Source organism: Bradyrhizobium sp. JYMT SZCCT0428, from assembly GCF_018131075.1.
Classification (GTDB): domain Bacteria; phylum Pseudomonadota; class Alphaproteobacteria; order Rhizobiales; family Xanthobacteraceae; genus Bradyrhizobium.
This window is the reverse complement of sequence record NZ_JAFCLS010000057.1, coordinates 1-14070: the sequence shown is the minus strand read 5'-3', so window position 1 is coordinate 14070 and position 14070 is coordinate 1. Positions and strand designations below refer to the sequence as shown.

General features: G+C 58.0%; 13 protein-coding genes and 2 pseudogenes. 12 read left to right on the top strand and 3 right to left on the bottom strand.

Going from position 1 to position 14070, the window contains the following annotated elements; genetic code table 11:
* Positions 1–431: 431 nt before the first annotated feature.
* The 5 genes from JQ575_RS37120 (at position 432) to JQ575_RS37100 (ending at position 3048) form a co-directional block, all read left to right on the top strand.
* The gene (locus JQ575_RS37120) at positions 432–659 is read left to right on the top strand and encodes a hypothetical protein (RefSeq protein WP_212038151.1); all 228 of its coding nucleotides are present in this window, start codon (positions 432–434) and stop codon (positions 657–659) included.
* Entirely contained in the window at positions 656–826 is a 171-nt protein-coding gene (locus tag JQ575_RS37115; protein WP_212038150.1) for a hypothetical protein, read from the top strand. The genes JQ575_RS37120 and JQ575_RS37115 overlap by 4 nt, the downstream gene beginning before the upstream one ends.
* 591 nt (positions 827–1417) lie before the next feature.
* Entirely contained in the window at positions 1418–1588 is a 171-nt protein-coding gene (locus JQ575_RS37110) for a hypothetical protein (RefSeq protein WP_212038149.1), read from the top strand.
* Positions 1589–1704: 116 nt separating this feature from the next.
* Positions 1705–2184: a Phasin protein gene (locus JQ575_RS37105; RefSeq protein ID WP_212038148.1), complete on the top strand. Its 480-nt coding sequence runs from the start codon at positions 1705–1707 to the stop codon at positions 2182–2184.
* A 348-nt stretch (positions 2185–2532) separates the two neighbouring features.
* Positions 2533–3048 (top strand): ferritin-like domain-containing protein, encoded by a 516-nt coding sequence (locus JQ575_RS37100; RefSeq protein WP_212038147.1) that lies wholly within the window; start codon positions 2533–2535, stop codon positions 3046–3048.
* Between the two features lie 55 nt (positions 3049–3103).
* Here JQ575_RS37100 and JQ575_RS37095 read toward each other — a convergent pair whose 3' ends face one another.
* Positions 3104–3925, bottom strand: a complete 822-nt coding sequence (locus JQ575_RS37095) for a YihY/virulence factor BrkB family protein (RefSeq protein ID WP_249167154.1) — start codon at positions 3923–3925, stop codon at positions 3104–3106.
* A 1042-nt stretch (positions 3926–4967) separates the two neighbouring features.
* Here JQ575_RS37095 and JQ575_RS37085 point away from each other — a divergent pair.
* From JQ575_RS37085 to JQ575_RS37060, 6 genes are all read left to right on the top strand, one after another.
* Complete coding sequence (locus tag JQ575_RS37085) at positions 4968–6470, top strand: FAD-dependent oxidoreductase (RefSeq protein ID WP_212038145.1); 1503 nt, start codon at positions 4968–4970, stop codon at positions 6468–6470.
* Positions 6471–6762: 292 nt separating this feature from the next.
* Positions 6763–7116 (top strand): alpha-ketoglutarate-dependent dioxygenase AlkB, encoded by a 354-nt coding sequence (locus JQ575_RS37080; protein WP_249167153.1) that lies wholly within the window; start codon positions 6763–6765, stop codon positions 7114–7116.
* A gap of 67 nt (positions 7117–7183) precedes the next feature.
* Positions 7184–8428: a DUF763 domain-containing protein gene (locus tag JQ575_RS37075; RefSeq protein ID WP_212038144.1), complete on the top strand. Its 1245-nt coding sequence runs from the start codon at positions 7184–7186 to the stop codon at positions 8426–8428.
* A gap of 388 nt (positions 8429–8816) precedes the next feature.
* Positions 8817–9350: a DUF4142 domain-containing protein gene (locus JQ575_RS37070; protein WP_212038143.1), complete on the top strand. Its 534-nt coding sequence runs from the start codon at positions 8817–8819 to the stop codon at positions 9348–9350.
* A gap of 271 nt (positions 9351–9621) precedes the next feature.
* Entirely contained in the window at positions 9622–10176 is a 555-nt protein-coding gene (locus JQ575_RS37065; RefSeq protein ID WP_212038142.1) for a phosphatase PAP2 family protein, read from the top strand.
* A gap of 64 nt (positions 10177–10240) precedes the next feature.
* The gene (locus JQ575_RS37060) at positions 10241–10669 is read left to right on the top strand and encodes a pyridoxamine 5'-phosphate oxidase family protein (protein WP_212038141.1); all 429 of its coding nucleotides are present in this window, start codon (positions 10241–10243) and stop codon (positions 10667–10669) included.
* 191 nt (positions 10670–10860) lie between these two features.
* Here JQ575_RS37060 and JQ575_RS37055 read toward each other — a convergent pair.
* A pseudogene (locus JQ575_RS37055) lies at positions 10861–11687 on the bottom strand (transglutaminase-like domain-containing protein).
* A 515-nt stretch (positions 11688–12202) separates the two neighbouring features.
* Between JQ575_RS37055 and JQ575_RS37050 the strand changes: the two are divergent.
* A complete protein-coding gene (locus JQ575_RS37050) occupies positions 12203–12571 on the top strand; it encodes a PRC-barrel domain-containing protein (protein ID WP_212038140.1) in 369 nt (122 codons plus the stop codon).
* 1052 nt (positions 12572–13623) lie between these two features.
* Here JQ575_RS37050 and JQ575_RS37045 read toward each other — a convergent pair.
* Positions 13624–14070, bottom strand: a pseudogene (locus JQ575_RS37045) (aspartate kinase); the annotation flags it as partial.

Genomic DNA, 14070 nt, shown 5'->3' with positions numbered 1-14070 from the left:
CTGAAGCAACTCCGCCCGCGGCGAAACAATAGGTAGCCAAGCCCCTCGGGGCGGCTTTCGCGCCTGCGCTGATCCGCTCCCTAATCAGCCGCGCAGCGCGCCGATGGTCTCGGACACGCTGTCGGAGCGGCGACCGGCACATGGCAAAAAGCGAAGGGCACTATGCGGGCCGGCGCCTACCTGTGATGACCGAACTTTATCATCATGCGGTGCGGCCATAATGCCGACTGGAAATTGCGTCCGTGTCTTACTGGGAATGGGCAAAGCTAATCGCGAAGGCTATGCTTTTGGCGCTCGCCATAGATGCTTTCGGTCTCGCAGTGTGGTGGTCCTTCAATGAAAAGTGCGCACTCTCCGGCTGTTGTACGGATAGATAGCGAACTTGCAGCGCCGAACCTCTCCGTAGCGCTGGGGCTGAAGGCAAAGGGAAAATGAAGAGGCGCATTATTCAGCCGTGGACGCCTGAAGACGACGATCGCCTTCGCAAGCTCGCCGCGGAAGGCCGCACCTCAGTAACGATCGCGGAACGGATGAAGCGGACACCGGCATCTGTTCGCGGCCGGGCAAAGGCCATTAACGTCGTACTGATGAAGGCGAAAAGCGTCACACGTCTCCCCATCACGTTGGGAGACCTGGGCCTGAAGGCGAAGGGGAAATGAGCGGTCCCCGTCCAGCTGGCCGCCCCTGGACACTTACGGATGACGATCAGTTGCGTAAACTGTTGGTTTCCGGAATGGCCGTCACCTTGATCGCGCTGAAAATGAAGCGCTCCATCGGCGCCATTTATTCGCGGAAAAATTTTCTTAAGAAGGCGAGGAAAAGGTGACCTGCCGCGGCGCATGCGCCGCGAAATAGTTCCTTCATTAACTTTTCCGGTGTGAGCAATATTGACCACTACGTCGGTTCTCGGACATGCCAGATTATCCCGATCACCGCTCGGCCATCGGCTTCCATCCGTGACTGAGAGTGTTGCGCTCCCGCCCGACCAAAAGGGATGCACATCACTTGCCCCAACCCCATGCCCGTCCTGAACCGTCGCTGATCCCAATTGAGCGGCCCCGCTGTCCGCGATGTTCCAAACGAATGATGCTGACCATGATCAGCCCGGCGTCAAAGAGCGATGACAGCCGGACCTTTGAGTGCGCTAATTGCATTCAAACGATGACGTGCACCGTCGCGCGCGATCCGATGTCGGATAAGTCGGGCTGGCAATACAGCAACCGCAAAGCCCCGGAGTGAGTATGCGGCGCCCGCCTCGTGAGCCCCCCAGCACTTGAAGAACGACTGATCGTTGGCTCTGGTAGGAGTCCACGCAAGCAAGGAAGCGTGCACAGAGTTGGCGATCTTCGGCGGGAGTGGGAACAACAAAATCCCACGGTACTTGAAACACACTGTGTTTGCTCAGTAGGAGGACATAATGCCGATGATGCTGCTCTGGGCTGCCCCTGCCGTGATGTTCAGCGGTGTAGGTTATTATTTGATAGCGGTCGCTGATCTCGTGGACGACGCGGTTGCCTTTTCGACCCCCGTGGCACCAACCTCGCGTCGGCGTCCCCAGTTTACGGTAATTCAGGGCGGCAAATACTAGGCCCCGATCGGTTCAGACTATTTGGAAGCGGGCCCCGCCAGCATATTAGGGAACGTTGAATTGCCCAGCATGTTGGCTTTTCAGTGAATGTCTCAAATCGTCTTTGGAGTGCTCAAATGACTAAACGCAAAGCAACAACGGCGTTAAAGCCCGCCCGCAGACTGAAAATAGCCGCCAAGGCCCAGCGAACCAATTCGGCTGTTATTAGAAGCCCAAAACTCAGCCGCGTGCGCTCGGTTGCGGCCGACCCTATTAAATCGTCTCCCAAGGGTCCTAACGATCCGAAACAAAAGGCTGCCATTCTTGAGAGTCCAGCGATAGCACTGCAGGACTCCGTTAAACAGATCATGAGCGAAACGGAATTAAAGAAAGGTTTTGATTTTTCTTCAGCCACGGCAACAGCGCGGGCTTATCAAGCAAAGCTGTTGGAAATGGCACAAGCCAACATGCAATTTGCGCTTGAATTCGGACCGAGGCTTGCGTCGATTAGGTCGCCCTTTCAGTTACTCCGCGTCATTGAAGAGCTCACAAAAGAGCGGATCGCAATGTTCCGCAAGTTCTCGAATGAAATGGTTGAACTAAGTATTAAGCGATGAAGTCTTTCCAAAGGCTACTTATCCGAGCATCGACACTTCCATCTTTACGGACATATATGATTACGACTTTTCAGCCCGACTTGTCTCATCCAGAATCTCTCTTCGGTGGATACAAGGTTCGAAGGTGACGGTCGTAAAGGAGACGGGCCAATTCTCCCGTTCAGCGTCCTGGCCGTTCATGGCCGTCTCGAACAGGGCTTCCTGAATCGCGCGGCATGTCGCCCCAGACATCCATAGCTGTCCCAGCAGGTTCGCATGAGTTGTTGCCTGTCGGCCATGCCGTTTACTTATGTGGAACCGCCAGCAGACCTCGGCGTTCCATTGCCACCATTCCAAAGGAGGTGCGAAATGGGTCTTTTCACCAAAGACATCAAAACCATGGATGATTTGCTGCTTCATGGCCTTCAGGACATATACTACGCCGAGCAGCAGATCGTTAAATCGCTGCCTAAGATGATCGAGAAAGCCACCAACCGGGACCTGGTCGCCGGGCTGAAGGGCCATCTCGAAGACACCAACAAGCAGGTCGAGCGACTTCAGAAAGCCTTCGAAAAGCTGGGCAAAGAGCCCAGCGGTACTAAATGTCCGGCCATCGACGGCATCATCAAGGAGGCCGACGAAACAGCCGGAGAGATCGAAGACAAGGCCGTGCTAGACGCGGCCATTGTCGCGAACGCACAGGCCGTCGAGCACTACGAAATCTGCCGTTACGGGACGCTGATCGCTTGGGCTGAAGAGCTCGGTCACGACGAGATCGTGCGCTTCCTAACGACAAATCTGAACGAAGAGAAGGCGGCGAATACCAAGCTCAACACGGTGGCGCTGCGCAAAGGCGTCAACTCCAAGGCTTCAACTGCGGCCTGAATCGATCAATGCGGCGGCCTTGCGATCGCAAGCCGCCGCATTCACGACATCCGCTTCAACGAGTCATTGTGCTCCGCGTAACTATGGGTGTCTCCGCACCCATCAAGATGATCTGCGACGTATAGTAGACCCAGATCAGCACCACGACGATCGAAGCGGCTGCCCCATAGGTTGATTCCAAGCCTTGCTTGCCGATGTAGAAACCAATCGCTGCCTTACCGATTTCAAAGAACAGTGCGGTAAGAAACGCTCCCAGCCAGACGTCGCGCCAGCCGACGGAAACATCGGGCAGCCATTTGAACATCATGGCGAAAAGCGCCATCACTACCACGAACGAAAACAGCATACTTGCGATGTGCAGCACGCCTTCTGGCATGTAGGTAGCGGCATATTTGCCTGCAGCAGCCAGGCCAGCGCTCACCACCAGCGAGACCAACAGCAGGAAGCCCAATGTCAAAACCGCGGGAAAAGACAGCACATAGTTGCGCGCGAAGTGCCAAATCCCGGAACCCTTCGACTCTTCCACCTCCCAGACCACGTTGAGCGCGTCTTTCAATTGCACGACGACACCAATCGCGGCGAAAAGTAGCGCTCCTATACCAAGTATGGTAGCGAGAATGCCCGCAGCCGGTCGGCTGGCCTCAGCGAGCATCGCCTCAATAGCCTTCGCTCCGGTTTCGCCAAGCATGTCCTTGATCGACGACATGACCTGTGCGGTGACGGCATCGTGGCCGAAAAGCAGCCCGGACACGGCGATGGCGATTACGATAATGGGACCGAGTGAAAACACGGAATAATACGCCAGCGCGGCCCCCTGCCTCGCATCCTTGTGGTTCGACCAGTTGGCCGCAGCCTCTTTCAGTACCTTCCACCACATGACCGCGTCGACCCCGTTTAGCGTTATACGGTCAATAAGGACCCTGCGGATGGAATGTTCCTTTGGGCCGAGAGCGGCAGGCGAGAGGCCCACAACTCAGTGGCCTCACCTCGGCTCCAGGAATTTGCGGGATTCACGTTGTCGGCGAACGTGTTTCGAAAACCAACAGCGACAGCATTTTCGCCGCTCACGCCATGCATCAACGCAATCTCGCCTTGCTGCTCATGACGGATGGCATGCGCCAATATACACAAACCCGGGTCGCTCCCATCGCGAAGCCGCGAATTCGCCATCGCTACCGGCCCCTTGTGAGGTCATAAAATCGAGGCCTAGCCGTCGAAGGATTAGCCCTCCGTGGACCCAAGTCTCGCAACCTCCGCCGTGTCGAGCAGGCCGGGCATCGACGCGCGCTCGTGCGTCGAACAGATCTGCATAGGTTCACCGAATCAGCTCGCCCACCAATGTAAGAGAATCTTGGCCTCTCCCCTTTGGCTCGCCACCATGAGCAAAGAGCCCGCCGGGTCGCCGGCTCTCCGGCAGCCATCGATGCTAGCAGAATTTCCTGCTCGTGATGGGTCTACATATGCCGGATGAAGGTCTGGTCCATGGTCGGATCCCGACCGTAGACGGCAAAAAGTGCTGCGATCCCGAGCAGCAGGTTCCGGCAATTGCGACCAGGCCATACCCGAGGGAATGTCCGCCCCTCGAATGCCCGACATCAGAAGGCGAGCCACGAAGCCAGGCGAATAGCGGGTACGTGGATGCCGACGAGAGATGGACCATTCGCTGAACTTTCCTAACTGCCGCCCTCGAACGGCCCCTCTCTTCCGCGCGATTGTCAGTGGGTGTTCGGCAGGCGACAGCCCACAACTCTCGTTCACGGAGGCGCGACGAGCATCAGCGGCCTAGCACGCCGTACTCCGCTACAAAGCAAAGGCTGCCGCGGGCCGGCGAGATATTTCCCTCATTCTTTGCGCCATTGGCCGGATGGGAACCGGTGATACGCCAAGCCGTTTGCATGCATTATAAAGGAGGAATTTAAATGACCAGCAAATCTCTTTGGATGTCGATTGCCGTCGCGCCCCAGGCCATCCCGCTGCAAGGTGACGAACGGTGCGACGTAGTCGTCGTGGGCAGCGGCATTGCCGGCCTGTCGACGGCCTACGAGCTAAGCCAGCGCGGCCGTTCGGTCATCGTTATTGATCGGGGTCCGATAGCCGGCGGAATGACGGCGCGTACCTCCGCCCATTTGGCACCGCTATGCGATGACCTGATGGGCGAGATGCAGAAAATCAAAGGGGAAGATCAGTCGAAGCTCTTTTATCAAAGCCAGGCTGCGGCGGTGGACCGCATCGAAGAAATACAGAAAAGAGAAGGGATCGATTGCGATTTTCGCCGTCTCGACGGCTACTTGTTTCAGGGCGACGATATGCCGGCCGACGTGATCGACAAGGAGCTCGACGCTGTGCGGGCGGTAGGAGCCCCTGTCGAGCGCTTGGTCGGTGTGCCTCTCAACGAATGCGACACCCGCCACGCGCTGCGTTACCCCCGACAAGCGACATTTCATCCGCTCAAATATCTGGCGGGAGTGGCCGAAGCCTGCGCAAAGCGCGGGGTTCGCTTCTTTGCTAATACGGCCGCAGATGAAGTCGTCGAAGAAAATGGCGCGGTGACGGTTAAGACCGCGCGGGGTCTGATCCGCGCCGGCCATGCCGTTGTTGCCACCAATTCATCGATCGTCGACCGCGTAGCGCTGCATTCGAAAACGTCGCCCTACCGGACGTATGTCATTGGCTTCGCCATCAATCGCGGCGCCCTGCCGGATGCGCTCTACTGGGACACGGAAGAACCCTATCACTACGTGCGCCTTCAGCCGGGGGATAACCACATGGATTTCGTCCTGGTTGGCGGCGAGGATCATAAGAGCGGCGAAGTCGATGACGCCGACAAGCGTTTCGAACGCCTGGAGCAATGGGCGCGTGGCAAAATGCCGATGCTGAAAGATGTCACCCATCGCTGGTCGGGACAGGTGCTCGATACGATCGACTACGCCGGCTTCATCGGCAAAAACCCCGGGTCGGAGTACATTTACGTCGCAACCGGCGACTCCGGACAGGGCCTGACCCACGGCGTGATGGGTGCGATTCTGAATGCGACCCTCGTTACGGGCGGCGAAAGCAAATGGACGGAGCTGTATGCGCCCGACCGCAAGCCATTGAAGGCCGCTAAGAACTGGGTAATGGAAAACAGCACCGCACTCAAAAATCTGGCAGAATATGTGACGCCGGGCGAAATCAGCTCTGCGGATGAATTGGAGCCCGGAGAGGGAGCAATCATACGCCAGGGCCTAAGGAAGATTGCGGCTTATCGCGATGCAAAAGGGAATGTCCATCAGCATTCCGCTGCGTGCACACATCTCGGGTGCCATCTGCACTGGAATAGCTTCGAGAGCTGCTGGGACTGTCCGTGTCATGGATCTATCTTCGGGCCCGAGGGACAAGTGCTGAACGCGCCTGCCATATCCGGACTTACTTCCATTTCCTGACGCCAATGCAGCCCCACCCTGCCCGTAGGCGGTCCTTTCAACCGCGCCTTGGAAACCTACATACTTGGCACCGCCTATGGAGGCTTCGTGTCCGAGCAATTGACCCTGTTTGATAAAGTGCGTCCGGAGCCAGAAGGCCTGCGCTACGCTGCCGAGTTCGTAACGCCGGCGATCGAACAGGAACTTATCTTAGGAAGTCAGACCCGACCGCTCCAGCCTTTTCATTGCGGCGAATTTGAAGGCAAGCGGCGGGTTGCCTCGTTCGGATTCCGCTACGACTATGACCTGCGCCTTGAGGCGCGCCGAACCGATCCCTGGCTGGCTGGCGGATATCGTTGCAAACGTCGAGACATTTGGAGGCCCTGCAGTCCGTATCCAGCGGATCCTCTGTACCGAATACGGCGTGGGGGTCGGCATCGGCTGGCACCGCGACAAGCCGCATCTCGACGAAATATTCGGCTTATCGCTGGGATCTGCCTCCAAGTTGCGGTTCCGCAAACGGGCGGCCGGCGAGAACTGGGATCGCTTCACGATCGATGCCGAGCCCCGGTCGCTCTACATGATGACCGGCGCGTCGCGACGAATATGGGAACACAGCATTCCCGCCGTTGAGGCGCCGAGATATTCAATTACGTTCGCACGATGATCAAAGGGCCTGACCCACGTATGCCGGCCTGATACGGTTCGGCCGAACACGGATTGTGCGATTCGAAATGGCAAGACGTTCCGGCACCGCGATTCTTCCCCTGCATGGCGGGCGGGTACCGCCCTGGCTGGCGACACGCATGTCTTCGCTCGGCGTCGTCATTGCTCAGGCGATCGTCCACCATTACGGCCGGGATGAATTCCTTCAAAGACTAGCTCATCCATTCTGGTTCCAATCGTTCGGTGCGGTCATGGGCATGGACTGGCACTCGTCCGGCATCACCACCAGCGTCATCGGCGCACTCAAGCGCGGGCTGGGACCGCTTTCAGGCGAGCTTGGCATCCACGTCTGCGGCGGACGAGGACAGCATTCGCGGAAGACGCCAGACGAATTGCGGTTGCTGGGCGAGCGCGTCGGTTTCGACGGTGCTAAGCTCACCCGCGCAAGCCGCTTGGTCGCCAAAGTCGACAGCGCTGCCGTCCAGGACGGCTTCGATCTATACCTGCACGGGTTCATCGTGACTGACGACGGCAAATGGACGGTCGTGCAGCAGGGCATGAACGGCGACAACAAGCAGGCGCGGCGGTACCATTGGCATTCAGAGGACCTGAAGAGCTTCGTCGACGAACCGCATAGTGCAATCGCGGGACCTGTGCAGGGCGAGATTGTGAACCTCACGGACAGGCGCGCCGGGGCCTCTCGCAGCGCCCAGTTGGAGTTGTTGACCTGCTTGGGCCCCGACCGTATCGTTTCCGAGCTTTCCGCGCTTGGTGACGAGGCGCCGGCGCAAGCCTTGCTTCCACATCTCGTTATGCCGGCGCATCACGATGTCCGATCTAGCGACGTCTTCACGCGGCACCTTCACGGCACGTTGGCAGCAGCGGCCGAACGCGGCCCCGTGGACTTCCCAGAACTCCTGCTCACGCCGGGCGTCGGAGCGCGCACGGTCCGGTCGCTCGCCATGGTGGCCGAGGTCGTGCACGGAGCTCCCTACCGCTTCCGGGATCCCGCCCGCTTCTCACTGGCCCATGGCGGAAAGGATCGGCACCCCTACCCGGTTCCGCTGAAAGTCTACGACGAGACCATCCGAGTGATGAAGTCCGCGGTGCTGCAAGCAAAGCTCGGACGGGACGAGGAGATGCAGGCCCTGCAACGCCTCGACAGCCAAGCCCGCCGCCTTGAGGTCGTTGCCCGGGGTCCGGCGCTGGAGTCCTTTATTGCCGTTGAACGCGCGGCCTCGCCCGCGTTGGACGGCAGATCGATATGCGGTTGGGAGAAAGATTTGGCTGCGAAAAGGTCTGCTGGTTCTTAGCTGGGTGACTGGTCGGGAAATCGCCCTCAGACGTCGCCGGAGCCGCCGCCAGTCGTTCAGCGGCAGCAGCTCCTATTGACCAGGTAGCAGACGGCTCAGAATCGCGTCGGTCACCGGTTCCCCGGCTGGAACGTTCGGCAGATTGGAGGCACGCTGGCCGTTGTGCGAGGCGATCGCCTCACCATCTGGATATCCGATATGGCGGCGAATTCGGCGGCCTATCGATGATCGGCTGAGCCTGTAGCGGCCGAACTACCGCCCAGTGGCTCCGGTAAAACTCATCGAGAGTGTGGTGCCGGTCGCACAGGAACTACGGTGCACCGGTTGGGTTGAAGTGTGACAGCCGCGGGACGGAATTGGCGCGGGCACGAATAGAAGGAAGCGTAAAATGAGCAAGCTACTGACCTTCGCTGCGGCGGCGTTCCTGATATCGACCACGGCGTTCGCCCAATCAGTCGGAGAAAAAACTGGCGTGAATTCGACACTGGGCATCAGCCCAACCACGGCCGATTTCGTTAAAGAGGTTGCGATGAGCGACATGACGGAGATCGCGGCCGCCAAGATCGGCCAGGAGCGTGGAAACGCCGAGGAGAAGGCCTTTTCCACCCAGATGATCGCGGATCACACCAAGACGTCGGCAGAACTGAAGTCGATGGTGCCGACTGAAGCCAAGGTGGCCATCCCGTCGGCTCTGGATAATTCATCTCAGAGTAAGATCGACAAATTGAAAACTGCAAAACCCGACGACTTCTCCTCCGAATTCGATTCCATGCAGGTCAGCGCTCATAAGGATGCGGTGTCGCTGTTCGAGCGTTATGCCAAGGGCGGTGAGGATGCCAAGCTGAAAGATTGGGCCAGTAAAACGCTTCCAGCCCTCAAGCACCACCTCGAGATGGCGCAGAACCTCGGTAAGAAGAAGTAACGGTCAAGGTTGTGACGCCCACGAAATCGAAGCGGGAGGACAAACTTCCTCTTGAGCGTGCGCTACGCGCTCTGGAAGATGTGCATCAGTCGTTAAAGGAATTTTCCGCGACGGACAGCGTAACGAATAACGACACGTTCGTTGCGGACCTCAAAGAGGTCCGACACAAAAGCAAGAAACTCCGCAAACGCGCAATTGCTTTGGCAGCGTTATGGGATCGCACTTTCGACCTCTAACTTAGCCGCAGTCAATTTTGTAGAAGTAAGCAAGCATGGCCCTTTTCCGAGTGAAGCCGACTGAAGCTGATATCGTGACAGCGGATGATATCGCCGCGCTCGCGAGCCGACCGGCCGAACATATCGCGCAGGCTCTGACGTGGGGTGCCGACGAACACGTGCTTTGCGTGGTCGCTATGGGCTGGTGGCTTTACGCGCAGACCCGGGACGTATCGGTGCGACGTGCAAGCGATCATGTACTGGTAACTACCATCGTCGCTTCCATCCTTCCCCACGCGCTCAAAAGAGTGTTCGATCAGAAGCGTCCAGACCGCCTGACCGTACTCGGTCACCTGCATGGAATCCCCCTATCTGGAAAACGTCTCGATGCATTTCCGTCAGGGCACGCCGTCCATATCGGTGCGCTGGCATCGGCGGCGACCGGGCGGCCGCCAGCCCAGCGGAACGCCGTCTGGGCCGTCGGCGGTGGTCTAGCCCTGACGCGGATCGTCCTCCTCGCTCATTGGACGAGCGATGTCGTCGCCGGCCTCGCTGTTGGAGCCGCGGTAGAACGCCTGCTCCGGTTCGTGACTGGATTCGAACGGCGCTGACAAAAAATCGGAACGCTTGCTGTCCTCGTCTGTTTGCAATCGTCATAACGGAGAGCCAATGCCAATGCACAAGACAATCGGAGAGATCTCAAAGCGAATGGCTGGGATCGACATTGCGATCCTATCTACACATACCGAGGGCGGTCAGATTGCCAACCGGCCGATGAGCAACAACGGCGACGTAGAATATGACGGCACGTCGTACTATTTCACCTACGAGCAAGCGCGAACCGTCACCGACATAGAAGCCAACCCCAAAGTTGCGCTCGGATTTACTGGTGAAGGCGGGATCTTTTCCGATGCGATTTATGTGGCAGTCGAAGGCACGGCGGAGCTCATCCGCGACAAGGCTGTATTCAAAGCGCACTGGACAAGCGACCTCGATCGCTGGTTCGACAAGGGCGTCGACACGCCTAACATTGTGCTCATCAAGATAAAGGCTAATCGGATCACCTACTGGGACGGCAAAGACGAAGGCGAAGTTCGGGTGTAGGGGATTGAACGACGTCGCTACGCCCATAGTGGCGGCTTCGTTGGTGATTGTGGCAAGAGCGGGTTGCCGGTTTACGGACCATGATTGTCACTGAGAGCTTTAGCCGTGGGCGCAAAGCCGAACGACTAGAACGGAAATGGTTCCGGCAGTTCGCACTAATTGACAGTGTTCGTCTTTTCGGGAGGCGTAGTTCAAGCGGCTTGGCTGAGGCCCCCTGCCCTTACCTCCTCGGTCACAACATTAAACCGGGCAAGCGCTGCACTGCCAAACTGGGTCGAGATCGCAACGTCCGCGGCGTCGCGTCCGCGTGCTATGACGATCCGCCCGATACGGGGGACGTTGTGCCGGGCATCGAAGGTGAACCATCTCCCGTCGAGAAACACCTCGAACCAGGCGCTGAAATCCATCGGCGCGGGATCTTTGGGCACGCCGATCCCAAATAGCCCGTGCAGTAACGCGCCGGAATGTTCATGCATCGACAGAGCGCGACAGCCAGATGCGCGAAGTCACGGCAGACCCCAACCCGCTCTTCGTGACCCTCTGACGCTGTGCGGTCGGAGCGCGCGTGGTGGTAGCCAAACTGAACGCGTTGATGGACGTAGTCGCAGATCGCCTGCACGCGTTGCCAACCGCCCGCAATCGGCCCAAACAGCGACCAAGCTACATTAGTTAGGCGTTGGGTGTCGCAATAGCGGCTTCCATAGAGGAATGGCAGGACCTCGTCGGGCAGGTCATTGACGTCCCATTGCTGGGCTGCCGAAGCTGATTCGTCCGGCTGGCCACTGTCCTCAATCAGGAAGTCGTTCCGGATTTCGATCCGGCCGGCGGGCGCAACAAATCTGGTCCATGTGTTGCCAAAGGGATCGAGGCCGTCGCGCGTGACAACTCGTGGCGACATTTCAATCTTGTGCTCGCTGCGGAGGTCACCCTGGCGTGATGGATGCACAGACAGAAGCACCACCATTGGCACCTCTTGATAACAATCAAATGCGATGTCGTACCCTGCACGGATGATCAACGGTGTCTCCTGAAATGTAATATTTCTGATAGCCTCAAATAATTCTGCGTACGTGGGTTGGTTCCGGTCCGAGCTTGCGCAAAAATCAGCCAAAAAAGTGCGGACGCTGCCTTGTGTTCACTTTCGTACTCTGGCGTGGGAGCCGCGCTACGTCAGTACCGAAAGCTGCAGGCGTGTCACCGCTTGCAGTCCGCTTGACGTGATAGTGATGCGCGCTTGAGAGGGCCGCGATCTTCCTTGTACTGCGGCAACCCGCAAAGGCGGGTGGCGTAAACACAATCGTGACGTGAACGCGCCGGCAAATTTTGTCGCCGTAGGAGTTGATACGCGCTCATTATTGCGCGTCTTTCGATTTAGCCATCCACCTGCCCTCGCCGAACCAACCGCAACAGCCAGGCGAGCATGGCGGCCTTCGGTTAGCGGGGCGGGATTGTTGGCAGTCGCTTTTTTCTCCTGCGGCAAATCGACAGCCGCAGGAACGAACTGCTGAAAGACCAGTTTGCCCGTATCTGACTATGGAGACCAAAATGGAAGAGCGAGAAATGGGTAGTCTTATTGGCAGCGACAAAGTTGAAGGGACCCCCGTGTACAGCGCCGACCGTCAGGAGATCGGTTCTATCGAGCGTGTGATGATCGACAAGGTAAGTGGCAAAGTATCCTATGCAGTACTGAGCTTCGGCGGTTTCCTTGGCATCGGTGACGACCACTACCCCCTCCCTTGGCAATCGCTGAAGTACGACACCACTTTGGAAGGGTACGTGACAAGCGTTGCTCGGGCGAAAATCGAAGGCGCCCCGAAATATAGCAACGATGATAACTGGAACTGGGCCGACGCCAACCGAACTCGGTCCGTAAACGAGTACTACGGCGTGCCATACGTTTGATAACAACATGCCTTACGGCCTGTTTCCCAAGGCTCCGGTTCGCCGGAGCCTTTGTCTATGGCGCTGTGCAATCATGAAAGATAGCCCACAGTATCACGCCGGAACAGCCAACCGATAAGGACCGCGCGCAGAGCTAGAAGGTGGAAATCGCACCTGGGCAACTCTTTCGGACCGGCCGAGGCGCTAGAACCAAACGGCCGTATCTAATTGCCGAATAGTGCCAAACGCGGAGTATTCTCTCCGCCAAATGCCATAATCGGTGCATCTGAACGGGCTCGTGCTACCAGTTGCCTAGCGCGGGCTGCCTCTCGCTTGGCCTTACGTTCCGCGTAACGTTTGCGACGCTCACGCAACTCCGCTTCAGTCTTCCTATTATCTATCTGGTCAAGCCGCTTTTCCGGCTGCACTTCCCTCGCCGGCTCCGGTACCCCATCAGATGCAGCTACCTGTTGGGGCGGCTGCGTTGGTTGGGCTGCCTCTGCAGTCGTAGGCAAGATGACTCTGACAGGTGTTGGCGGTTGCGCGGTTGCGCGAGCCTGATAGCCCGTGGGTTCCTTGAGCGCCGAGTTGGCCATGAGAAGCCCGCCGCCAAAGCCAACACCGAGGATTGCGAAGGTCGTTCCCACCCCGGCGAAGAAAATGCGAGCGCTCGATGCCATGATCGTGTCTCCGATGATGCATATGAACGCATGACACTTGGCACATGTTCCGCTGGGAAATAGGTAACGTCGTATCCCTTGGGCTGCGCAAAGTTGAGTGCTCTTTGAACTTACTGCAGCGGAGGTTGGGCCGTTTCTTTAGCGGCTTAGGTCCATTGCCGTGCGATTTGCGATGAGGTTGGCCTCGGCTCCGCGCGGAAAACAATGCTGAAGGTTCGACTGCATGAAGCGGTTCACTAAACCGCTGAATTGGTCAGCTACACTCATCCCCGACCGCGAGGGCAAGGGCCGGCCGGGCTAAGGCCGAAGCACTGGCTGCGCAACCATTTCGATCTGGCTGCTTCGATTGGCTGGAACGAACCCAGCGGAAGCGATCCGAACCGCCTCGCGAACCTATGCTTGCTGGACAAGCGAATGTAACACCCTAACCGCGGCCTCCCGGTTCTCCACAGGCACAAACAGACTGACAGAATGCGGCGACAACACGTACTTGTCGGGGACAATCCCGTGAAGTCCGAGAACCTGCAACGCCCTGAAGGGCAATTCCGACGAAACGCCGCCGAAGCACGTTAGACTCACCGAGCTTGAGGCTTCGCGCTGCTGGCGCAGATCCTTATTTTCCTCCAGCGTGCGCAACAGGGCGTCGAGCCACTCTGAATCACAGGCCATGGTCATGCTGGTTTTTCCAACCGTGAAGCTCGCCGCCAGGAGCTGCGGCCAGGAAAGGCCGTTCCGCTTGAGATGCTGCGCGAATTTCTCGAAACCGTGATTGAGATCTTTGGAATCGATCTCCACGTGCTCAATGCGAGCCATCGAGTTGACGGCCAGAATCTTTCCGTC